This window comes from Paenibacillus sp. E194 (assembly GCF_000935845.1).
Lineage (GTDB): Bacteria > Bacillota > Bacilli > Paenibacillales > Paenibacillaceae > Paenibacillus_B > Paenibacillus_B alvei_B.
In genome coordinates this window covers 1-23,219 of record NZ_JMDX01000080.1, presented here as the reverse complement: position 1 = coordinate 23,219, position 23,219 = coordinate 1, and the positions used below count along the sequence as shown (strand labels likewise).

Annotated in this window: 17 protein-coding genes and 2 pseudogenes; 3 read left to right on the top strand and 16 right to left on the bottom strand. The window is 48.0% G+C overall.

What is annotated here, in order from left to right; translation table 11 throughout:
- The 8 genes and pseudogenes from AZ66_RS13245 to AZ66_RS13205 form a co-directional block, all read right to left on the bottom strand.
- Positions 1–595 (bottom strand): PD-(D/E)XK nuclease family protein (locus AZ66_RS13245; RefSeq protein WP_044355290.1); only part of this gene is annotated, 595 nt, incomplete at its 3' end.
- Positions 596–883: 288 nt separating this feature from the next.
- Positions 884–1,558 (bottom strand): SOS response-associated peptidase, encoded by a 675-nt coding sequence (locus AZ66_RS13235; RefSeq protein ID WP_044355288.1) that lies wholly within the window; start codon positions 1,556–1,558, stop codon positions 884–886.
- Between the two features lie 88 nt (positions 1,559–1,646).
- On the bottom strand, positions 1,647–4,673 hold the full coding sequence (locus tag AZ66_RS13230) for a DEAD/DEAH box helicase (RefSeq protein ID WP_044355287.1): 3,027 nt from the start codon (positions 4,671–4,673) through the stop codon (positions 1,647–1,649).
- Entirely contained in the window at positions 4,670–6,298 is a 1,629-nt protein-coding gene (locus AZ66_RS13225; protein ID WP_044355286.1) for an SWIM zinc finger family protein, read from the bottom strand. The genes AZ66_RS13230 and AZ66_RS13225 overlap by 4 nt, the downstream gene beginning before the upstream one ends.
- Before the next feature lie 243 nt (positions 6,299–6,541).
- Positions 6,542–7,597 (bottom strand): PTS sugar transporter subunit IIC, encoded by a 1,056-nt coding sequence (locus AZ66_RS13220; RefSeq protein WP_044355284.1) that lies wholly within the window; start codon positions 7,595–7,597, stop codon positions 6,542–6,544.
- Between the two features lie 147 nt (positions 7,598–7,744).
- Positions 7,745–9,058 (bottom strand): Ger(x)C family spore germination protein, encoded by a 1,314-nt coding sequence (locus AZ66_RS13215; RefSeq protein ID WP_082061570.1) that lies wholly within the window; start codon positions 9,056–9,058, stop codon positions 7,745–7,747.
- Positions 9,051–10,158, bottom strand: a pseudogene (locus AZ66_RS13210) (GerAB/ArcD/ProY family transporter). The gene AZ66_RS13215 and the pseudogene AZ66_RS13210 overlap by 8 nt, the downstream one beginning before the upstream one ends.
- A 27-nt stretch (positions 10,159–10,185) precedes the next feature.
- Positions 10,186–11,823: a spore germination protein gene (locus AZ66_RS13205; RefSeq protein ID WP_044355283.1), complete on the bottom strand. Its 1,638-nt coding sequence runs from the start codon at positions 11,821–11,823 to the stop codon at positions 10,186–10,188.
- Positions 11,824–12,046: 223 nt separating this feature from the next.
- Here AZ66_RS13205 and AZ66_RS13200 point away from each other — a divergent pair, with 223 nt between their 5' ends.
- Complete coding sequence (locus tag AZ66_RS13200) at positions 12,047–12,226, top strand: hypothetical protein (protein WP_044355282.1); 180 nt, start codon at positions 12,047–12,049, stop codon at positions 12,224–12,226.
- 269 nt (positions 12,227–12,495) lie between these two features.
- Positions 12,496–13,368: an AraC family transcriptional regulator gene (locus AZ66_RS13195; protein WP_044355281.1), complete on the top strand. Its 873-nt coding sequence runs from the start codon at positions 12,496–12,498 to the stop codon at positions 13,366–13,368.
- Between the two features lie 58 nt (positions 13,369–13,426).
- Here the strand turns inward: AZ66_RS13195 and AZ66_RS13190 are convergent, their stop codons facing one another.
- Together AZ66_RS13190 and AZ66_RS13185 are read right to left on the bottom strand one after the other, a co-directional pair.
- A complete protein-coding gene (locus AZ66_RS13190; protein WP_044355280.1) occupies positions 13,427–14,614 on the bottom strand; it encodes a stalk domain-containing protein in 1,188 nt (395 codons plus the stop codon).
- Between the two features lie 119 nt (positions 14,615–14,733).
- The gene (locus AZ66_RS13185; protein WP_044355279.1) at positions 14,734–15,537 is read right to left on the bottom strand and encodes a DUF2935 domain-containing protein; all 804 of its coding nucleotides are present in this window, start codon (positions 15,535–15,537) and stop codon (positions 14,734–14,736) included.
- A 250-nt stretch (positions 15,538–15,787) separates the two neighbouring features.
- On the opposite strand from AZ66_RS13185, the gene AZ66_RS13180 reads away from it, so the two are divergent.
- Positions 15,788–16,147 carry a hypothetical protein gene (locus tag AZ66_RS13180; RefSeq protein ID WP_044355278.1) on the top strand — a complete coding sequence of 120 codons (360 nt, stop codon included), beginning with the start codon at positions 15,788–15,790 and terminating at the stop codon, positions 16,145–16,147.
- Between the two features lie 169 nt (positions 16,148–16,316).
- On the opposite strand, the gene treC is transcribed toward AZ66_RS13180, so the two are convergent.
- The 6 genes and pseudogenes from treC to AZ66_RS13150 all read right to left on the bottom strand — a co-directional run.
- Positions 16,317–18,017 (bottom strand): alpha,alpha-phosphotrehalase, encoded by a 1,701-nt coding sequence (gene treC / locus AZ66_RS13175; protein ID WP_269433079.1) that lies wholly within the window; start codon positions 18,015–18,017, stop codon positions 16,317–16,319.
- Positions 18,018–18,093: 76 nt separating this feature from the next.
- A complete protein-coding gene (gene treP / locus AZ66_RS13170; RefSeq protein ID WP_044355277.1) occupies positions 18,094–19,506 on the bottom strand; it encodes a PTS system trehalose-specific EIIBC component in 1,413 nt (470 codons plus the stop codon).
- 302 nt (positions 19,507–19,808) lie between these two features.
- On the bottom strand, positions 19,809–20,525 hold the full coding sequence (gene treR / locus AZ66_RS13165; protein WP_044355276.1) for a trehalose operon repressor: 717 nt from the start codon (positions 20,523–20,525) through the stop codon (positions 19,809–19,811).
- Positions 20,526–20,603: 78 nt separating this feature from the next.
- Entirely contained in the window at positions 20,604–21,344 is a 741-nt protein-coding gene (locus AZ66_RS13160) for a hypothetical protein (protein ID WP_044355275.1), read from the bottom strand.
- 251 nt (positions 21,345–21,595) lie between these two features.
- Positions 21,596–22,882 (bottom strand): ABC transporter permease, encoded by a 1,287-nt coding sequence (locus tag AZ66_RS13155; RefSeq protein WP_044355274.1) that lies wholly within the window; start codon positions 22,880–22,882, stop codon positions 21,596–21,598.
- Positions 22,875–23,219 (bottom strand): annotated as a pseudogene (locus tag AZ66_RS13150) (ATP-binding protein DrrA1-3 family domain-containing protein); the annotation flags it as partial. The pseudogene AZ66_RS13150 and the gene AZ66_RS13155, both read right to left, overlap by 8 nt.

Here is a 23,219-nt window from a genome sequence, read left to right as displayed (position 1 = left end):
AATCTACAATAATGTACTGGTCATCCTGACGGAACATCACGTCCAGCTTCACGTATACGTTCGTGTCTGCTAGTAATATGGTATTCAAGCGCTCCAATTCCATTAGCCGGACGCCCGCGTCTTCTCTAAATTGATGAACACTAAAACTATTCAGAAATCGGTCGGCCAATATCGGAATCCGAGCCTTGATTGTCTCAATCGTTCGTGTTGGCAATTGTCCGCCATAGTACATTTCATGCAGCATTGTACGCTGCTTCGGCAGTTCCTTCCACGCTTCCACATCGAGTGAATCGGTGTATGCCTGATTCAATAGATTGCGTACTCGCCGGACGATATCCTCCGCATCCATCACCCGACCGGATTGATGCATCTGCATCAATGCAGCTTCTGCCATCTTATGCATCGCTTCTCCAAATACGAGGTGCAAGTTCGTCATCTGCTTCAGTTGATAAGCCTGTCTGGCTAATGGCGGCGCATCACGAAACCAGCCATTGTGCGATGCATAATAATGATAGTAATACTTGCGTCTGCACTCTTCGAACAGCACATGCCGCGACGGCGACCATGACCATTCCGGGTAAGGCTTACGCTGCATGGAAATCTCCCCTCTCCCCATGTACGTTCATCAATCTCCAATTCTGTAGAAGCTATTATAGCATGTTCACGGTGTATGGCAGGGGAGAAGTTATCTGTACCCCGTTACCTGTATCCCTTATCTGTATTCTATGTCCAGCAGCAGCCACTTTACCATAAGGGCCGCTCAGCAAAACAGCCTCGACTCGATTGTTCGAGTCAAGGCTGTTTTGCTGAGCATTGTTCCTTATTTTCATCGCTATATTGTTCATCTACATCCTGAACCGTCATCTGCCCTATTTCCCTGCTGTCAGGCCTTCACCCGGCCAAGCCTTACATCCAATTCCTGAATACAGTCCGAATGATCATATAGCTCATTCTCAATCAGCGAGGTAACCGGGTATAGTCTCATCCGTTCCGAAGCATAGGGCCGCAGTTGTCTGGCAAGCGCCTCAATCTCAATCGAGACTGGGCGAAGCCACGCATCGGCCTCCTCTGGATCCAATATAGCTGGCATACGTGTCTCGAATTCTGCAATTAGCTTATTGGAACGCGCCATTAGCAGCGTACAAGTCTGCTGCACTCTTCCTTGTGCGTCCCGCCATACTTCGTACAATCCTGCTACGCCGAAGATCCCTTGCTTGCGAAGCACCACATGTACGGGATAACTCTTTTTGCCTTCCTGCCGCCAATAGTAGAGCCCGCTGCACGGAATGATGCACCGCTGTCGCTCTGTCAGCTTCCAGTATGCTGAATTCGTATGAATGGAATAAATATCAGCATTCAGTGAATCCTTGCCCCAGAAGGGTACCATCCCCCACCGATATTCATCCAACACACGTCTACCCTCAAGCTCCCTAATAGCCGGCACCGTCTGCGTCGGACTAATGTTGAAGCGCCGTTGATAAGGGTAGAGCACCTGCTCAATTCCAAATGCCCGTTCAATCTCTGATAGATCAGTGGAAATCGAAAGTCTCCTGCACATGTCCATCATCCTCCTCATGGACATTATTGTCTGTATAATTAGAAAAATTATGCAGACCATTCCACGCAAAGGAATGAGGACAAATCCCTTACTCCATGACATGCCGCCTTAAGGCGAACAACTCTCTCAATTCGGTTGGGGACAGCTCTGTAATCCACTTCTCTCCTCCGCCAATTACCTGATCATTCAAAGTTTGCTTCTGCTCAATCATATCGTCTATTCGCTCTTCCAACGTGCCGAGTGCAATCAACTTATACACCTGCACATTCCGTGTCTGCCCAATACGGTATGCCCGGTCTGAAGCCTGATTCTCCACCGCTGGGTTCCACCAGCGGTCGTAATGGAACACATGATTGGCAGCTGTTAAATTCAGTCCCGTCCCACCAGCCTTTAGCGACAGGATGAAGATGCGCGGACGTTCTTCTGCTGGAAGTGACTCGTCCTGGAAGCGCTGAACCATGCGATCCCGCTCTGCCTTCGGCACACTGCCATGCAGAAACGGAACGGTCTCCTTCATGTTTCGCTCCAGCACCTCTTGCAACAGCTTGCCCGTCTCGGCATACTGTGTGAATATGAGACTCCGCTCTCCCGTCGACTGCAGCTCATCCAGCATCTCTAGCAGGCGTGTAAGCTTACCTGAACGAGCGGAATCCCGTCCAGATACTCGGTCTCGCAGCACAAGTGATGGATGATTGCATACCTGCTTCAGCTTCGTCAACGCAGTGAGTACTCTGCCCCTTCGTTCCATTGGATCGAGTCGATCCAGATCGTCGAACAGCGTCTGCAACGTCTGCTCATACACCGAAGCTTGCTCTGCGGTCAGAGGAACGTAGACTTTCGATTCATTCTTATCCGGCAAGTCAAGCTGAATCTCAGGATCCCGCTTCAGCCTGCGCAGCAGAAATGGCTGCACAAGTCGCTGTACAAGCTTCGTCCACTCTGCATCTCGACTGCGTTCGATCGGATTCACGTACGTTCTTCGGAATTGTGCCAACGTACCCAAATATCCTGGATTTACGAAATCAAAGATCGACCACAGCTCCGTCAAATGATTTTCCATTGGCGTACCTGTCAAGGCAATCCGGTGCTTCGCGCGCAGCTTCCGAATGGCTGCAGACTGCTTCGCATAAGGGTTCTTAATGTTTTGCGCCTCATCCAAGCATAGCGAGTTCCACATGATTGGCCATAGTAGCTCACGATCCATCAAGGCCAACGTGTACGTTGTGATGACCACATCAGCCATACGAATCTCCTCTGCAAATCGCTCATCCCGGATTCGGTCAGCACCATAATGCAAATACACTCGAACATCCGGCGCAAATCGTTCCAACTCTCTCTGCCAGTTCCCAATAAGTGAAGTTGGACAAATCAATAGAGAAGCCCCTGACGCCGGTTCCATTTCCTTCACTCTCAGAACATAGGCTATCCATTGTATCGTCTTACCAAGCCCCATATCATCCGCAAGACAGGCACCAAGGCCGAATAGACGAAGGAACATTAGCCAAGAATATCCATCAGCCTGATACTTCCGCAGTGTTCCCTGCAATCCTACCGGCAACTCACTAGGTGGGATCGATTCATGATGCTGAAGCATGCCTAGCCAATGTTGCAACTGCTCATTCAGTTCCAGTTCAAGCTGTAGGCTATTGTCACGCTCAATATCTTCATCCAGCAGCCCTTCCTCCAGACGCTTCCGTTCCATGGCCATATGATGCTCAAGCACCTCGCCGAATGTCATCCCACCGCTATCGACTTGCTTCATCAAGCGGCGAATTTCCTTCACGTCATCCGGATTCAATTGAATCCATTGGCCATGGAGTTGAACAAGCCTGCGATCTTGTTCGATGAGCTGACGGAATTCCGCTTCACTTAAGTGCACGTCACCAACCGCGAGTCTCCAATCGAACTGAATCATCTGATTCAATCCCATCGCAGAAGCGGAGAAGGAACCTGCGGAAGAAGGGATCCTCGCCTTTAGCCGAGTTCTCATCTGGCGCACACGCTGCCACCAAGCAGGCACAATGACCCGGAACCCAGCCTCTGCTAGCTGAAGGCTTCCCTCAGCTAAGAAGCGCCATGCATCCTCTTCGCCAAGCTTCGTCTTCAATTGGAGAGAACGGCTCTCTGTGTCCCCTTGATCTTCTTGCTTCATTTCCAAACCTGCTTCTGTCTCATGCATACTAGTGCGTTCCGGCTGCTCCAATAGAAGCTTCCGGCTAACCCCGGAATCCTCAAGCCAAGGGGCGATTTGCAGCACCTTTCCGATATCTCGAGTCAGCCTCTCTTGGAGGAATGGCCTCCATTCTTCCGGGAAATCTCCAGCAGCTGCCTTCACTTGACTCCTGATCTCGCCATCAATCCTATACTCGCTCAATACACATGCAATTTGAGCATTCGGATCCATCTTGTCCTGCAGCAAGATGCGAAGCGCCCAAGGCAGCCGCTCCTGTTCCGGCTCATCAATACGAAGCACGACACGGAAGGGCGTCTCATCTCGGGTCCAGCCTATCATTTCAAGCCAATCTTGCTCCCCCGTCCACTGCGATGATTGCAGGGGAATGCGCAGCTCCTCCAGTTCTGGGCGTGCACGCAGAGCGGCAGAGCGCAATGAGTCTCGCTCCTGATTATCCGATAGCAGTTCTGTCATCAACACATCGAACCAATGGACAAGCTCGGGATGCTCGATCTGTTGCGCTTGGTGAAGTAATTCGCGCTGCTGTTTCTGCTCTGATTCGCTTAGCAGCAGTTCCCAGCCGAATGCACCCGCTTTCCATTTGGCGTAAGACGGCTCATATCGCCCCTCTTGCAGCAGAGTCATATACAGCTTAGCCATCTCACTTAGAATGCGGAAGCTGTCTCCTGACTTCAACTCTGTCCAACCTACGTGCGGCGTCATCGCTATCACCTCCAGCATTTCAGCTGCGGTAACAACAATCCCTTCAATACGCCCCTCTCCCTCTACAGGGAGCATCGTACCGTAGAAGGAAGGAGCATGCCAACCGAACAACAGATGCTTCAGTGTTCGCACGTCCCGCCTCATTCCACTATGAAATAACAGGAATGTACCGTCGCTTCGTCTCAAGCATTCCACGTTCCAAGGCGATTGTTCGATCATGTTAGCAGTGCCCCTCCTCTCAACTCTTCTTGAAATGCTCTTAACCGAGAATACCGTTCCAGCAAGTTATCCATGTACCGCTCCCACGTTGGAAGAGAGCCCTTGCGTTCATACATCGAACGAAGCTCATGCAGCAAGGTAACCGCTATCCTGTATTGATCACGATTACGTTCCTCAATATGCCGTTCAATGGCCTGATGATATAACGGCAGCAACATGTCTGGCGCCGCGGCAGCGACTTGCCTCCATTCAGCCGCATCTGCCTCCTCGGGCGATATGCGGCGTGCGATCTGAATATCAGCCCAATCACGATATCTTCCCTGCTCTAGGAGGAAAGAAGACAAATACGGGTATATACCAGGCAGCAGCGCCAGCAACAGCGAATCAAGTTCTTGATGCATACCTACGTGTGCATCATAAGCCTGTCTCCACAACATCCAATACCGTTCCAAATGCTCTCGTTGCCGGGATTGGCTGACCATCGGAGCCAGCGCCTTCAACCACATCAGCAGCTTCTCATGATCTCCACTGTGCATCCGAGCGTTAGCATACTGTACAAATCGCTCAGGTTCATTATAGAAAGTGAGTGAATGCACATGAGCGATTGCATCTTCGTCACAGCCAAGCAACGATTCAATATGGATAAGCGCGACCCGAATTGAATCACGCAGGCGGGGACGAAGCTCGGATAACGGCTTCAACCTCTCCTTAAGCCGTGTACGCTCAAGCTGCAGCTCTTCGGGATCGTTCAGTACCCCCGACCACACGAGCGCAAAGGCAGCCAGTCTATCTACAGGAGACTCCTCTTCAGATAGAGCCACCTGCTCTGCCACGACACCTAAGTGACGAAGATGTTCCTTAAAGGCCTTTGGTAGCTTAGAGCCGGCGAAGCGGCGGCTTAATTCTGTAAGCTCCTCCATACAAGGACGAACAGCATCATCAGCGGAAATATCGCGAGAATGGTAGCCTCGCGCAGCTTGCGCATAGCGTTCAGCCAATTGCTGAATCAAGAACAACTGCACATGCATGCGCAGCAGCGTGCGCACCTGCTCTGCCATCGCTTCGCTGTCACGGTACAGCTGCTCCTTAACCCACTTGGTAATATCCACTACAGAGGATTGGAAGTCTGTAAACGGCCGTGCATATTTTCTATGAAATAAGAGATGCCAGTCCTTGGCAGAAGCATCTGCTGATAAGGTCATCTGACTCGCTCTAACGCGGCGCTCCCGTTCAGCCTTCTGTGCTTCACGCTTGCGAGCAGCAGTACGTTGTCTCTCAAGCTCAATGAAGGCTTGACGGAAATTAGACAGGTACAGTTCAGGCTTCTTCCCTGCTGCCTCGCATAATTGGAAGAACAGCGCCGCCCTATGCTTGCACTCATTCCCAGTTCGGCAAGTGCAAGTACTCGCCTCGACACGTTTCATATGGAGGCTCACATGATAGCGTTCCGTCTCATGCACTTCAGCCCTGATCACCCGAGCTTTTCCCACGTCCTCATGCACATGGGATACTGCATTCTTACGGTAATAGCGCCATCCCTGCTCCAGCGTCGCGTACGAATAGTGCTCCTTCATTTGACCGGCTAAGCGGTTGATGTCGTCCACAGATACGTCCGGTTGCTGCAACGTCAATACCCTCCATTACTGCGGCAATGCTCTTCCAAGACCTGTCCGATCGCAAGCATCCGCGAAATTCTGTATCCTTTCAGTTTACACAAAAAAACGGGAATATAGAAGAAAAAGAGCGTCTCCCATGTGGAAACACTCTCAATCGATCAGATCCGCAAGTTCCGCCCTCGCCTGATCAACGTATATCATGCCTTGTAGATTGGGGGAGTTCAGATCATCATGATCCTGCTTCTCCCCGATTTATATTGCTGATTCACTGGTTGAATCAACCTGAATAGGATGTGTGCCCCGAACCTCAGCCACCGTACGAATCGGATAATGACGGAACAGAATCGAGCCAAGGAATCCTGCTCCAGCTCCAGCTAATGCACATAACACAGCTGTAATCGTAACCATAAAAGGATCATTGAAACCGTACATCACCATAAGCCCCGCAATTGGTGTTGCAGTCCCTGTCGCATCATTGACCAGCCCGAAAAGCGCCACGACCACCCCAGCGGCTGCGCCCCCGATGAAGTTCGTGACATACACCGGGATTGGGTTGGCTGAGATCAGATCCGCTTGTGTCAGAGGTTCAATAGCGACTGCAAGTGTTGTACGACGGTCACCGAACTTCATGCGATGGAAGAACACGAAGTTCATAAATGATGACCCCATTACGGACAAGGCTCCGATTGCCATCGGCAATCCTGTTAAGCCGAGCATAGCCGTTAAGGCCATGGAGCTAAGTGGTGCAGTCGCAACGACTGTAATCACACCACCCAAAATAATGCCCATAATAATTGGATTATTTGTAGCCGTAGCTGAAATAATGCTGCCAATGTTGAGCAGCGTCGCATCTACGATAGGACTTACAAGCTTCGCTAAATAACGCACTAGTGGCGCAGCGACCACAATATTGGCGATAAGATCAAGTCCTGCCGGCACCTTCCGTTCAAATGCCTTAACCAGGAACGAGACGACGTATCCCGCGATAAAGCCAGGAAGCAGCCCCTGCCCGCCACATGCAACACCTAGCATAAGCGCATACACAGGTGACACTCCCATTGCCAGAGACACCAGTGCAGCGGCAGCCACGCCTCCCATGCCGCCGGCTGTCACCCCTACCTCTCTTAAAAATTCCAGATGCAGCATATCACCGCCAACATAGCGCTGGAACGCTTCAACCAAGAAGCTGGCAACTGCAGCGTTCGCTAAGGCTCCCATCGCCTTCATTCCGTTAGGCGCTTTGAAGCTGAACAAGCTAAATAAAGATAGGACAAGCAGCAGCAAGGCTGTTCCTTGAATGATTTGCATCTTCTCTCCCCCAATGCACGTGCTGCGGCAAATCATGTGTACACATGTATTTTAAATCCGAAAGATAATATGTGCATTCATTGTAACAATTGGAGAGCAGGGTTTTCACTGTATATAATACCCACCTAGGAATTGATGAGCATCCGACTAACCCCGCCCTTCTACTTGTCGTGCTCTCATATTCGTCGTTCCATATTCTCTAATCGTTACTTTGACATCATACCGGATCGGTATCGTCGAGAACGTCTCATCCCATTTTTCCTTCTCTTGCTCCCACAGCCGAGGATATGCGATGCGGATCTTGTCGCCAAACCCTAACACATCTGCGTGATATTTCTTTTGCAGCTTATCCAGCAATTTGGTCACCAGTTCCTTAATCTGCTTCTCAGCGTCTTCTTCCAAGCGACGAATAAACTTATTGTCAAAGTCATTGCCATTGGTAATCATTTGCTCGCCAAGCCGACCGTCCGACTTCACTCTTACATCGAAAGATATGCGGCCATTTTCAACATGCGGTTTAATTTGACTTTTCACGTTGGTGATTTCATATACAGATACTTGGTTAGTGATGACGTCCTTACTTTTTAGCACCCCACCCTTGCTGCCGCCCAGAATCCAGTTCGCCGCTTCCATATCCTCTTCGTCAAGATAACCAAGCTGCTTGCCTGTTTTGCCAGATATAACGGAAGCTCCCGACAGCTTCAGCTCCCCGTTGGCCGTGACGACATTCTGTAGCATGAAACTGGTCATCGAATTCAACTTCTCAAGCAAGTTGGTGAGAGACAAGGGCTTCAATAAACGATTCGTTCGATAGCGATTATCAGATATCCCTAACAAACGAAAGGCTGGCACGTCTCCTGGGAGATTGACATCCAACACCTCTTTCCCCTTCCCTCGGCTTATATACACCAAGCAGCTTGGACGAAATTCCTGCTCCCGCATGAAGAAGTCCAGTACATTTCGCAAATTCAGTTGCTGCGCCAAATCTGAACCGATGACCAGCGTTTTGTAGTGCTGTCCGAATATTGGCTTCGATTCCTTCAAGGAAATTTCTCTCGTAATCTGATATAAAGAATCCCCTGACAGGGACACATTTTGATATTTTTTCTTATTTCCTGACGCCTCTTGGCCAGACTGCTCTGGCTTCGCCATTTGATACGTTAAGGTGACCCACCGATTACGCGCATAAGCCGCACCTTTTTTCTCAAATTCCTGCTCTTCTGATGATAAATGGCCGAGATCCAGCGCTGCAGCTACTGTAATACTCAAGTCTTCGATTTCTCTTCGGCTCCAGCACCCACTGAGCAGCAGGATGCTAAGTGAGATGATCGCTATGCGCATGAATCTCAGCTTGCATCTCCTTGTTTTATCCTCCTGCAAATGCCTACCTGATTGTCCAGCATCTGAGACAACATTGCAGCAATGATAGGATACGTCCTGGCGCTTCTTGTTCCTACTCATCGCTCGCCATTCTCCTTCTCAACTTCACAATCATCAGCAAAATAGAAGGTAAAATCCCGAACATGACCATGACCGCGTCGCCTATTCGATCTCCCATAGAGAAGAGATCATTAATATTTCTGGGCGACATGGAGGCAATATAAATAACCGGAATAAGCAAGTACAGCATCGGACGAATATCCTTCTTCATCATTTGTGCCATGCCAAGTGCAGCCGCATAATGTGTAATCGCATATGTAGTGAAGATCTGAATTACCCAAATGACCAGCAGCAACGATTCATATCGTTCAAATAAAATCCCCGGATATTCGAAACTGCGGAACAGCGTGATCGTGGGCCAGGTGCGGCTGACTACACCAGGAATGGACAAGGCTCCAACTGTCATCACTACCGTAACCAAATAAAAAACGCATCGGAATGAGAATGCCAATTACCACTGCACGAACCGCCTTCTTCGGTGTTGTCATATACGCCTGCAGTACAAGCAATATCTCAAAGCCCGAGAAAGAAAGCCCTGTCGTCTTCAGACCATTCAATACTGGACCTATCCCTTGCCCTAGCACAGGCCTTAAATTATTTACATCAAAAATTTTAAAGCTTAGCAGGGCCAAGCCCATAATAATCAAGACCGTTAGCGGAAATACGATTTCGAAGAAACGAGCAATCGCGGCTACCCCACCGACCATGATGTATATGCCAACCCACAGGAAGGACATAATCACCACCCAGCGCGGAGTACCTTCGAGCAAATACAGGTTCATTACTTCCGACATGGCTCGCACCATATTGCCGGATGTCGCTATGAAATAGATAATGATCGATACATTCAACACGGTCCCTAGCCATTTCCCTACAATAAGCTGACCGTATTCATAAAAGGTCTTTCCCGGATAGTGTTGGCTAAGCCTCGCTACAATGATGCCTGCTACCATAGCAACAAGGCCGCCGAGAATGACGGTCAGCCATATATCCGGTGTCTTCACCTTCTCCGCTGCTGTTCGAGGGAGCGTTAGAATCCCCACTCCTAGTATATAATTGGCCACAAATACAGCGGCCTGCTGTGTCGTAATTTTCTCATTTGATCCAATGGGTTGACTCATGGTTCTCCACACCTCCTTCTATCCTGCTTACTCCTCACGAGTTGGATTCTGTGTGTCCAGCATCTTAGGGCGCTTCTTCATCAGCCTCAGCGGGGCACGCAAAATGAAGTCCTTCCAATCTGATAAGCGATAAGGCACAGCGGGGCTCATGTATGGCACACCGAAGCTTTTTAGCTTAACTAGATGACTGCATAGCAGCAAGAAGAACAGAACGACGCCATACAAGCCAAGTATCGATGCAAAAAATATTGCGATGAACCGCAAAATGCGCAAAGAAATACCTGCACTGTATTGCGGAATAGCGAAGGAGGATATCGCCGTTACTGCAACAACGATGACCATGAACGGACTGACTATCCCCGCCCTAACTGCGGCATCCCCGATGACAAGACCACCCACAATACCAACCGTTTGTCCAATCGGCTTCGGCAGACGAAGACCCGCTTCACGCAAGATCTCCAGCGATACCTCCATAATGAGCACCTCGATGATCGAAGGAAATGGAACGCCAACACGAGTACCTGCAATGGACAATACCAGCTTCGTTGGGATCAGACCCTGATGGAACGAGATCAAGGAAATATACAAGGAAGGGCCAAAAGTCGATACAAATGCCGCAAAATACCGCAGACAACGAACTAGTGTCCCCGCCATCCATCGCTCATAATAATCCTCAGGCGATTGAAGCAGCATGGTGAAAGTCGCTGGTGCAAGCGCAGCATACGGGCTGCCTTCAAGAAAAATCGCCACCCGTCCTTCCATCAAGGCACACAAGGTTCGATCCAGCCGTTCCGTGCTCTGCAGCTGCGGAAAAGGAGATAAATAATTATCCTCTATCAGCTGTTCAATATAGCTTGTATCTGGAATCTCATCGATGTCGATTTTGCTTATGCGATCCAGCACATCGGTAACAAGCTGCTTATCCGCTATATCCTCGATGTATGCGACAACCATCTCACGTTGTAACCGGGTTCCGACACGGCGATGAATGAACGTGAGCTTCTTGTTCTCACCTTGCTGTCTGAGCAGCGTCATATTATCAACAAGGCATTCATTGAAGCCAAGCCTTGGCCCGCGTACGAGCACCTCAGATGGCGGTTCGTCCACGCCGCGCACCTTCACCTTCCTCGTATTGAACATAATGGCTCCGATATGCCCTTCAATGAACAAAGCCGTATCGCCCTTCAACACATCGTACGTACAGTCATTAACAATCATATTCTCCTTCATCGATCCGACAGGGAGAATATGCTCGATCAAATATTCCTTCGTATACTTATAATCAGGAGAAGCAACTGCTCCCCCCTCAGATGGCGGCCGAAGCTCTCCCATCAAGGATTTCAGCAAGTGCTTATCGATGAAGTCCCGATCCGAAATCCCTCCAACGAACACAAGCGCTGCACGCTGTGTCGTGTAGCCAAGCTGGAACAATCGTATGTTCACATCCTCCATCTGGCCGATATCTTCCTTGACCTTATTGAGATCCTCCTCAAAATGGCCTACAAACCCCTCGTAAGCCGTCTCGGCTTTCCGATTCCCCTGATCATCTTCATCCTTCATCGTGATAGACATAATCTTCGATAATGCAAAAGGAACAATGCCTGCAATCGCCGCTTGCACGAACGCTTGCCAGCTTGGTATATAAGGCGCAATCGCCTGCCACATTTTTCATCACCTTCCCGTAATATGCCCCGCTCTTTCCTGAGTATGCATTTCGTGGAAGATGATGAGGCCTACCATGGCAAAGTAGGTATTTTGACATTGCAGCCTATGAACGCAAAACAGTGCGAACTATGTTGTTTGCAGCATCAAATGTAAATCAGGTTTAGTTTTAAGTAGAAAAACTATATTTTAGAACTAACTATTTATATAATAAAATTTGGTTTCCATGATCATCATTGTAATACTCTTATCCGTCAATGCGCTTGTCGGCATTGTGGACGATTCGATCAGTTTCCATATGCTTGCTTATATCGACCTGCGTTATCAAGGTTGTGTTCGGTCTATATTTACTGCTGTGGAGCAAGCCATCTTCGATGAACATACGCCGCAAGACATCGGTGTCTAATGCTACATAACTTCTTTACTACCACACCGACCCATTTATGAATCCGGTGGCCATAGATTGATGAACTCGCAAAAACAACCCTGGCCAATCATCCGCTGACTGGCTAGGGATTTATTTAGGAGCAACAGCTTCGGATGCTGGAATTCCAAGCTTTCTTGATTCGATAATTGCGGATATTCTAGATCATACGTAACGACCATTTCCATACGCGAAATGTCGGATGTTGATTGTTTAACCTCGCTACAATGATAGTGGAAGGAGGGCATGACATGGATATGCTGAAGGATATGAATCAGGCTTTGGCCTATATCGAAGACAATTTAGATCAGGACATCGATTACGCCCAGGTGGCTCGGCTTGCAGGAACCTCGGAATATCACTTTCGAAGACTCTTTTCCTATTTGGCCGGTATGTCTCTGAACACGTATGTCCGCAACCGCAGGCTGTCTCAGGCCAGTCAGGAGTTGCACAAGAACGACGTCAAAGTAATAGATATCGCCATTAAGTACGGCTACCATTCCGCAGACGGATTCACGAGGGCGTTCAAGGATTGGCTTGGGATCTCTCCCTCGGAAGTGAAGGGTCTGAAGCATCTGAAAGTATTTCCGCGCATGACCTTCCAGCTCACCATTCGAGGAGGAGTCGACATGAATTATCGGATCGAACAAAAGGAAGCATTCAAGCTCGTGGGTGTAAAGCGCCGCGTGCCCATCGTATTTGAGGGCGAGAACTCTGAAATTATGAAGCTAGCTCAATCGATTACCGTAGAACAGCGGACAAAACTGCAAAGCTATCGAAACACCGAAGTCACCACTGTGGTCAATGCGTCCTACCATTTCGGAGAGGGCCGTCATGAAGAAAAAGGCGAACTAGATCATCTCATCGGATCGATTACGACGCTTGATGCTGATTTTGACGGCTTTGAGGTAGTTGAAGTGCCTGCCTGCACATGGGCTATATTCAGTTCAGTCGGTCCCTACCCTCATACACTTCAGCAGACATGGGCAAAAATCGCCTCCGAATGGCTGCCTTCATCTTCCTATGAGTTAATCGAGGTACCTGAAATTTGCTTTACCGGAGATATGTCCGATCCGCATCAGGTATACAGCGAAATCTGGATCGGTGTGAAAGAAAAAGCATAGTAAGCTAAAAACCCTTGATTCGGTAATATCACCGGATCAAGGGTTTTCTTAATTATCATCAATATACTTCAACAACGATTCCTGCCCAAGCTCCGCGGTCAAATGCCGGAACATTGTCGGCGCTATACAGTGTAATCAGATAGTATCCTTTGTGCTGAAGCTTCACCGATCCTTTAAAGGATTGTTCTTGGATAGGTATCTTCCCTTCCTTGATGTCCTTATAAGGATTAGATTTTACAGCCTGCTCGTCATCATATTGCTGCACGGTGAAACTAAGCGCTCCAAGCTTCTCGTTACCAGCTACCATCCGACCGGCAATGTCGATTGAACCTCCCTGCGGTGTGCGAACATAACCCGATGCAGATTGATCAAACGCGATGTATTTTTTTCCCTCATCGGACACACGAATAGGGGTCGTACTTTCATTCGAGACTTTCCTCATAACCGAAAGAGTTTTCTCTCCACCTGACACGGCTGTAATTTTTAGCGCATTCGGCCCGGGACGCAGTGGTAGGGTAAACTCGATTCGATTATACTGCCGACCATCAAGCGAAATGTCTGTTTTCAAGACCTTGGCATGATCATTGCCCCCTACCCAGCCTCCTCCGCTCAAGGCGGTCGCGACTGATGGTATATTCATATCCTTTTGATAAAGCATCGTAAAGGTTGTGCTGTCCTTGTCCGTCTCCCACTTAGGCTGTAGAAGTTCGATAACTTTATTGCTCCACTTCAGCGTTACCTTCTGTTTTGCTGTTGCTGGGCTAACGCCCAGATAAGTCAGGGCATGAATCGGTATGTAAGTGACGCCTTTGGCAATGAAAGGCTTAGCAATGGTTGTTCCAGGCAAGGCAGATCCATCTTCCATATAAACCTTATCGGAGCCTATCCGAAAGAAAAGCTGTTCAAAGGGAGGCTTCAGTTCGCTATTCATGATGACCTGGACTTGCTGGGTAGAAGCGTCAAATTTCAATAGGTCAACAGCTTCTGTTGCACGCAGTGTGCGAAGAGGCACAAAAACACGCCCGTTTTTCATGATTGGCTTATCAAGAGATAAGGTTCTCCCATCCAACACGGCTTGTCCGCTGTTAACATCCATAATAAGCTCATGGGAAACACGATACATCTTGGCTACATCCAGCTTTTCATTCGTTGTATGGGGTGACGAAGCTGACTCCTGTGCCGACGAACTCGATCCACTACCAAAAGCCAGCATAACAGACATAAGTAAAGCCATACATGTTTTCATGTTATCGCCTCCTACATTATCTAGTTACTTGGTTAGACGAATCAGTAGCCGAAAGAGTTGCGCATAGCTTAATCGTAATGAAGTTCGAGAAACGTAAAAAACCGCTTTGCAGCGGCATATTACACCTTCTCATCTATTCTCGGATGATCTGGATTGCATTCCGGATCGGGTACTAAGCCTAACTGAGCTAGCTTCATTAAATAATAGCACTCTTCCCTCATCATATGATCTGGTATAAGCGGCGAAATGCGATCAAGCACCTCGGCCGACAGCTCTAAATCCTCCAGTTCCTTCAAGAAGGCCCTAAACAAATTCATCTCCACATCAATGTCAGTGTGAAATCTGCGGAACGCTGGAAAATCCCGAAGCTGTGTCCGCATATACCCTGCCATTTCGATGCTCTTTAAATAAAACTGTTCAAAATGCTCTTCAAAATCCTTACTTTTCTGAATCAATCGCTTTTCTACAAAATCCAAATCACTGGAAATGGATGCAGCATGACCCGCTGCGTCAGGCAACCAAAGGAAATCGTGGTGCAGTGCATCAAATTGGGGAACCGGCTTTCCTTCCAATAAGTTGGTTAAAATACGCAAGTATTCCTCAAGTTCATTCACCATATGATTGATAAAAGTCGGAGTGAACGCAATTGTAACGCGACCAAGCAACAGACGTTCAAGAATGCTCAGCTTAAATTGCCGCAGGTTGATGGTAAGCGTGTAGGCTTGCTGATTCAGTGTTCCGATCTCTGCATCTGATTGCAGCCCTCGTGCTTGTTGAAGAAGCTGATCGAACCCTTGAATAAATTGTTGTGCAGTCTGTATATCTGACGTTTCTTTCGGGGAGAGCGCATTAAAGATGAATCTTGCATGATCGCCTAAAATTTGCAGCCAGAAGCGATGCTCAAACAGCGCTGGTTGATTCAACGGGATGACCTCCTTTATCGTTCTAACAAAGGTTTATGAAGGAGGTTCAAAATTAATAACTTAGATATCTCCGCATCTGCTATATCTAATCTTTGTGATTGTTGCTGTCGGTCTCTAACCCGAATAACTCACTTTGCATGTCATCCTCATCCTTTATTGCCCATGCCACGATGCATAAATAACATGCAAGCTAGACAATATAAGGGAGATGAAACCATACGAAACTATGGATAAAAAGGAGTCTGACCCCATGACACATACGAATACCGTGCAAATCGAACAACTTGCGCAACAATTGATTCAACAAACCAATGCAGCATCGCAAAAATACCAACAGCTATTGCATCAAGAGCAGCAAAACGCTGCGCGATTACAGGAGCTTGCTAAAATCGAACAGCATGCGGCCCATGTGATTCAGACTGCGCTTCAAGGTCATCAAACAGCTGTACAACAATTGCAGCAAATTATCAGTCTCGCCCATCAAACACACACTGCACCAACCAGCTATGCAGCGGGGTATGTGGCTCATACGTATCCACAGGTGAGCGATACGCAACATTACGTCTCACATGTAAATGCTACTCCCCAAACGGGATATAGAGGATATTAAACAGGGCGTTACCAACCTAATTTTCAAACCAGCAAGCAGACAGCCGACTGACAAGATTCTGTCTTCATTAGAAGATGTCAGAAGAAGCTGTCTGCTTTTTTTCGCTCTTACTCCTCTATAAAAAAAGCAATGCCCGGCAGGATTATCTGCCAAGCATTGCTGTTATTCTCTAGTTATGTTTCCCGATAAGGAAGGCCACAGACTCATAAGGTCGGAGCGTGAGCTGCTGGATCGTACTCAGTGTATCCTTATAATTGCTGATAAGGATATGCGCTTCACCGTGTAGCGACACTTCCACTGGAAGCGTGAACTCCGCATCCTCGCCATAGAAGTTGCTGATGACGAGCAATTGTTCTGATCCGTGTGTTCGCATGTAAGCAAATATCCTCGGATCGTCCTCCAGCAGCAGGCGGTAGTCGCCGTGCACGATAATGTCATACTGCTTGCGCAGTGCAATCAACTGGCGATAATGATGGAAGACCGAATCCGGATCGCGCAGTGCCGCCTCGGCATTGATGTCTTGATAATTCGGAGCCGAGCCGATCCAAGGGATACCCGTCGTGAAGCCTCCGTGATGCGAAGCATCCCACTGCATTGGCGTGCGCGAGTTGTCGCGCGACTTCTGCTGCAGTGCTGCCATAATGTCCGCTTCGGGAACGCCCTGCTTCTGCAGCAGGCGATGCGCATTGATCGATTCGATGTCCCGATACTCGCTAATATGCGAGAAGTGCGGATTCGTCATGCCGAGCTCTTCCCCTTGATACACGTACGGTGTGCCCTGCATCAAGTGTAGCGTCATTGCGAGCATCTTCGCCGATTGCACGCGGTAGACGTCGTCGTCACCGAAACGAGATACTACCCGCGGCTGATCGTGGTTGCACCAGAACAAGGCGTTCCAGCCCCCGCCTGTATTCATGCCGACCTGCCACTCGCTCATGATCCGCTTAAGCTGAAGGAAGTCGAAGTCGGCCTTAACCCATTTCTCTCCATTCGGATAATCGACCTTCAGATGGTGAAAGTTGAACACCATGCTCAGTTCGCGCTCATCCGGGTGCGTGTACTTGATGCAGTTATCCATCGTCGTCGACGACATTTCGCCAACCGTCAGCATGTGCGGATATTGCGAGAATACACGAGCATTCATCTCCTTCAGAAACTCATGAATACGCGGCCCGTCTGTGTAATATTTGCGTCCATCGGCCGTAGCTGTTGCCAGCGTATCATTCGGATAGTCCTGATCCTTGGAAATCACATTGATAACGTCCAGCCGGAATCCATCAACGCCTTTGTTCAGCCAATAGTGCATCATGTCGTACACTTTATCCCGCAGCACCGGGTTCTCCCAATTCAAATCAGCTTGAGTAACGTCATATAAGTGCAAGTAATACTGCCCTGTTCTCTCGTCATACGCCCAGGCGCTGCCGCCGAATTTAGACTGCCAGTTGTTCGGCTCTCCTCCGTTTACGCCATCCTTCCAAATATAGTAGTTGCGGATCGGACTGTTCGTACTGCTTGCAGCGTCCTTGAACCAGATGTGCTCCGTCGATGTATGGTTAACAACGATGTCCATAATGATGCGGATATCTTTGTCGTGCGCTTCCTGCAGCAGTTTCTCGAACGTATCCATCGTGCCGTATTCCGGCTGAATACGGTAATAATCACTAATATCATAGCCGTTGTCTTTCTGTGGGGATTCGTAAATCGGCGTCAACCAAATGACATCGATTCCGAGCTCCTTCAAATAGTCCAGCTTGTCGATAATCCCCTGCAAATCCCCAATTCCATCACCGCTCGTGTCGTTGAAGCTCTTCGGATAGATCTGATAGATGACGGATTTTTTCCACCACTCCTGCTCCAATTGTTGTGTCATTGTCTTGCACCACCATGAAGTTCTTATTTTTAGTACGATATAGGAATCGCTCATTGCATCCTTATTAAGGCCCTAATTATGCCTGACGCTTCGTCTTCCCGATAATAAGCGTAATGACGAAAGGTACTATCAACGCCACCGCCATGCCGATGAAGAATGGAACCCACTGCTGCGGGAATATCGACAGGAAGCCTGGCAATCCACCAACGCCGATGGACACTGCCTTTACCTTAAAAGCGGTGATAACGACCGCGCCCAAAGCGGAGCCGATCATTGCAGAGATGAACGGATAACGCAGCCGCAGATTCACCCCGAACATCGCCGGTTCGGTTATACCCAAGAAAGCAGATATTGCCGAGGTCACGGACATCCCTTTCAGCTTCTCGTCCTTAGAGACGAACATCATTGCAAGCGCGGCCGAGCCCTGCGCAATATTGGACAAGGCGAGAATTGGCCATAGGAACGTGCTGCCCGTACTTGCGATGAGCTGCAAGTCGACAGCTAGGAATGTATGATGCATACCCGTTACGACAAGCAGCCCGTACAAGCCGCCGTAAATAAGTCCACCCAATACAGCCGCGTGCTCGAAAATTCCAACGAAGGCCGATGTGATAGCATTGCCGATTGTGAAGGTTAACGGCCCAATCACGATAAAGGACAAAAATCCAGTAAGAAGCAACGTAATCGGAGCTACCAACAGCAGCTTGAAGCCATCCGGCACACGCTTGTTCAGAAAGCCCTCAATTTTAGCCAAGCAGAAAGCGGATACAAGTACAGGAAGCACTTGCCCTTGATAGCCAATCTTCTCGAATTCAAAACCAAACAAGTTCCAGTGCGGTACCGTACCATTCGCAACTGCATCCCCATATGCCCAAGCATTCATCAAATCCGGATGGATGAGCATCAAGCCGAGTACAATCCCGAGCAGCTCACTGCCGCCGAACTTCTTAACCGCCGACCAGCCGATCAGCCCCGGAAGGAAGACGAAGGCGGTATTGGCGATCAAGTTGATCATCTCCGCGAAACCCTTCCACTGGGCATATACATCAATGAAGGCTTGATCCGCGAAGAAGATGCCTTTGCCGGTCAATATATTGTTGATCCCCATTAATAGACCTGCCGTAATAATGGCTGGCAAAATCGGTATAAAGATATCTGCAAGCGCCTTCACTGCACGCTGCAGTGGGTTCAGTTTCTTGGACGCCACATTCTTGATGTCCTGCGTGGACGCTCGTTCCCCGCCGCTAATCTCAAGCAGCTTCTCGTATACCTTCTGCACAAGTCCTGGACCGATAATGACTTGGAACTGCCCATTCGTCGCAAATGATCCTTTGACAAGTTCATTCTTCTCCAATGCTTGCTGATCAACAATGCTTTCGTCATTTAAAGCAAAGCGAAGTCGCGTTACACAATGCGTAACCGCAGAAATATTTTCTTTTCCACCAATGGCTTCTAAAATCTGCTCAACCGAACGTTGATCAACTGCCATATCGATGTACCTCCCCAATGGAATCGCTTCCACGTTTGTTGAGACCATTATAACTTGTATAGACAGGTTTGTAAACACTTGTATAGACAAGTTGGTTAGGAGATCGTGAAAAAACAGCGGTCAGTCTAGGATTTCTTTTTCTCATCCAAGACTGCCGCTGTTTTATTTCGTTAAGTTACGTCAACTATAAAATTCGCTAAATCAGTTTGTTTTATCATTTGAATCGGAGTTCCGATCTCGTATTTCTCCCGCTGTAGCGCTTGAAACTTTTTTACCATATACCGAAGTTGCTTAGAACCCCTTCAGCGTCTCCGTGCAAAGTCAGTAAACACAAATCGTTCAGGATGATGGCGTGATTCCGTGTACTCGAACAACTCACCATCATGCATATATACATAATTCTTCACAACGACGACGAAGCCGTACGATTTCATGATCAAGTGTTCCCGATCCTTGGCCGTCGCAGGCTCCACCTGGATCACGCGCTGAGCAAAGCCTATTTTGTGCCCTAACTGCTGTTCGATATAGTCATATATCGAGCGCTCAGCAATTTCCTTCGTTAGGCCCTCAACCTTCTCCTTCAAAAAATAATTAATATCTAAAATAATGCGCTCTCCGTCAAGCTCGCGCACCCGATGCAGACAATATGCTGTTGCGCCCAATGGCAGCTTAGTCCGCTCATGCAGCTTGTCCGTAATCGTTATTTCCTCAAAATAAGGTACGGACGTCTCGAACTTCTGCCCACTGCTCTGGCTTGCTTCCTTGAAGCTGACCAATCCGCCGAACGAGAATGCGATGGCATTATTGTCTAGCACATATACACCCTTGCCAGGATGGCGATTGACAAGCCCCTCTTCGACAAGCAGATCGAGCGCGTTACGAATCGTTCCCCGGCTCGTCTCATAGATAACGCAAAATTCATGCTCCGAAGGAAGCTTTGTTCCCGGTGCGTACTCACCCGAAGCGATCTTTCCCTTAATCTCTTCATAAATGCTCATGTATAGCTTACTTGTGCTCATATTAGCAAATAACCCCCAATAATGCTTCCGTCCTAACCTTCCTTGCTTGCCTCTATCATATCACGATTGCTGCAGCAGTTAAAAAGAAGGGCCAATGATCGGAATATCATTTATAGGAATGAATATCGGAGTCTCATATGATTTAATATGATAATTGGCAGTTTGCGACGTCCTCGGTTTGATGCAAACAAGCCCATCTTTCAACGTTATCGAAGACGCTAAGAAGTATATATCTTCGTACATATGTAATTCCAAAAATACAGATTTCCTTCTCACATTATTCATGAGATCATGGTATTCAATGATTGCTGTTGATTGCTTATGTAAAGGTCTAATTTGATAGGTGATTGTCACTTTGTATTTACTCGTGCCCTTAGATAGATGAGTAATTTCGATCTCACTTCCTGATGTAAGCAATAAATAGTAAATATCACTTACTAATCTCATTTGAGCTTCATTTATTGATATTTTTTTCAATACGGTTGAGATAAGTTGAAGAATGTATTCTTCTTTTTCCAGGTTCGTTTTGCAGTTAAAAGAGCTAGCAGAAACACCTACATAAAAATACCTCATCCATTTTTCCGGTCTCCGCTCTGATTCCATGATTACTTGCTCTTCAAGTAAGGGAGTCAGCACAATATATACATGATCAAATTCTCTGGTAATAAAGCCCTGTTCCCGCAGCTTTCTCGCGAATCTTGTACCTATGGAATGAACCTCATTTTCAATTTGATATGATTTCCCAGCATAATGAGGAAGCGACTTGGAACCCTCTATCTCTTCAAAGAGTCTAATATCTAAGATTTTTTTCTCTTTCATGTTTTCACCTCTATCAGAGAATGTCATGGATAGAGCGGCAAATAACGCTCAATTTTCATACTATCACACGCGGTAATTAATTGAATGAAACACACTCAAAGAAAGCTGGTTGAATAGAAAAAAACCTGATAAACCAAGGTATGGCTTATCAGGAATATACATCATTTTAAATCTATGCCTTCATTTGTCTCAAATATTGTGGTATCCGTCTCAGTTATAACCATTACTCACAATGTGGTTTGAAGTTCACTCTATATTTTGTACGCCTTCATCGCCTTGCGAAGTTCCTTCCACGATGGGCGCTTGCCGTACATAAGTACGCCCGTGCGGTAAATCTTCGCAGCGAGCCAGCCGAAGAACAGGATGGATACGATCAAGATCGCAATGCTCACCCAGAATTCCCACCATGCTGCATTTCCCGTACCAATCCGCAGCAGCATCGAGGTCGGTGTGAAGAATGGAACAAAGGATGTCGCTTTTACCAGCAATGTGTTCGGTGACGACACGCTAAACATTACAATGTAGAATGCCGCCAACGATAGCATCGTAATCGGCATAATCGCTTGTGCCAAGTCTTCAGTCCGGCTAACGAGCGAGCCTACTGCTGCGAACAGCGTTGCATATAGGAAGTAGCCAAGCACATAGAGCAGCAATCCACCACCAACCACTGTCCAATCAATCATCGAGATATCGAAGTTGAGTGCCTTCAGTGGGGCTGAATTATGCGGCAGCAGCAGATTAATCACAACCACAGCGAAGAACACAATAATTTGTATCAGTCCAAGTATGAACATGCCGATAATTTTCCCGAACATTTGCGCGAGCGGCGATACGCTTGTAATGAGAATTTCCATAATGCGCGAGCTCTTCTCTTGCGTAACCTCGGATGCAATCATGTTGCCTGTCATCGTATTCGTCATGAAGAACAGAACGATCAATACCATAACAACGATAATCGAAATCGCTTTTTGTGTCGGATTTTCTTCCTCCGCTTTCTCGCCTTCCTTCACGATCTTCTGCGTATCAATCATAACCGGCTTGCTCAGCTCTGCCTTCTGCTGTTCGGTAAGTGAATCCTTCACGAGCCACTCTGTCTTCACTGCACTTAATGCACCTGTAACCGTCGCCTCATCGCCATGTCCAAGCTCATCCTTGCCTTGGAATACAACCTGCGGGAACGATTGCTTCTCCACATTGCCCGCTTCGTCCTTCTTCGGCTCGAACTTCAAGTATCCTTCCAGATCGCCGGACTCCGCTTTCTTGCGCAGCTCCTCTTCTGAAGAAGACGGAACAAGCTTTAAGTCGCTGCCGCCATGCTTCGTCATTTGATCTTCAAATGATTTCACAATGTCCGGGTACTCTCCACCCTGTACCAGACCGATTGATGTAGGTTCATTGCTCGAAAATTGCGAGATCAGATACGGAATATTAACCCCAACTGACATAATGAGTGCTAAAATAATCGTTGTAATGATGAACGACTTCGTCATCATCTTCGTCTTCAATGTGAATCGAATGACCGTCCCCAGGTTATGCATTAGATTCGCCTCCAACTGCTTTAATGAAGATCTCGTTCAATGTCGGCTCCTTCAGCTCGAACTGCTGAACTGTCGATTGTGCCATCGCAAGCTGCAGGATATCCTGTGCGGCCACTTCATTCGTAATGTGCAGTTTATAACCGTCTCCTGTTCGGGAAACGGATTGGACGCCTGCGATGCGATCCAAACCATCCACATCTCCACTCGTGCGCAGGATGACATGCTCTCGTGGATATTGAGATTTCAATTCACGCAGCGACCCTTGCAGCACCGCATTACCCTTTTGCAAAATCGTCAGGTTCTGGCACAGTTCTCTACATGCTCCATCCGGTGCGTA

Bases quoted from the DNA above. Each gene is read 5' to 3' on its own strand.
- AZ66_RS13235 (WP_044355288.1), bottom strand. From the start codon at position 1,558: ATGTGCAGGAGACTTTCGATTTCCACTGATCTATCAGAGATTGAACGG.
- AZ66_RS13230 (WP_044355287.1), bottom strand. From the start codon at position 4,673: ATGATCGAACAATCGCCTTGGAACGTGGAATGCTTGAGACGAAGCGAC.
- AZ66_RS13220 (WP_044355284.1), bottom strand. From the start codon at position 7,597: ATGCAAATCATTCAAGGAACAGCCTTGCTGCTGCTTGTCCTATCTTTA.
- AZ66_RS13215 (WP_082061570.1), bottom strand. From the start codon at position 9,058: ATGAGTAGGAACAAGAAGCGCCAGGACGTATCCTATCATTGCTGCAAT.
- AZ66_RS13205 (WP_044355283.1), bottom strand. From the start codon at position 11,823: ATGTGGCAGGCGATTGCGCCTTATATACCAAGCTGGCAAGCGTTCGTG.
- AZ66_RS13200 (WP_044355282.1), top strand. From the start codon at position 12,047: ATGATCATCATTGTAATACTCTTATCCGTCAATGCGCTTGTCGGCATT.
- AZ66_RS13195 (WP_044355281.1), top strand. From the start codon at position 12,496: ATGGATATGCTGAAGGATATGAATCAGGCTTTGGCCTATATCGAAGAC.
- AZ66_RS13190 (WP_044355280.1), bottom strand. From the start codon at position 14,614: ATGAAAACATGTATGGCTTTACTTATGTCTGTTATGCTGGCTTTTGGT.
- AZ66_RS13180 (WP_044355278.1), top strand. From the start codon at position 15,788: ATGACACATACGAATACCGTGCAAATCGAACAACTTGCGCAACAATTG.
- treC (WP_269433079.1), bottom strand. From the start codon at position 18,017: ATGACACAACAATTGGAGCAGGAGTGGTGGAAAAAATCCGTCATCTAT.
- treP (WP_044355277.1), bottom strand. From the start codon at position 19,506: ATGGCAGTTGATCAACGTTCGGTTGAGCAGATTTTAGAAGCCATTGGT.
- treR (WP_044355276.1), bottom strand. From the start codon at position 20,525: ATGAGCACAAGTAAGCTATACATGAGCATTTATGAAGAGATTAAGGGA.
- AZ66_RS13160 (WP_044355275.1), bottom strand. From the start codon at position 21,344: ATGAAAGAGAAAAAAATCTTAGATATTAGACTCTTTGAAGAGATAGAG.
- AZ66_RS13155 (WP_044355274.1), bottom strand. From the start codon at position 22,882: ATGCATAACCTGGGGACGGTCATTCGATTCACATTGAAGACGAAGATG.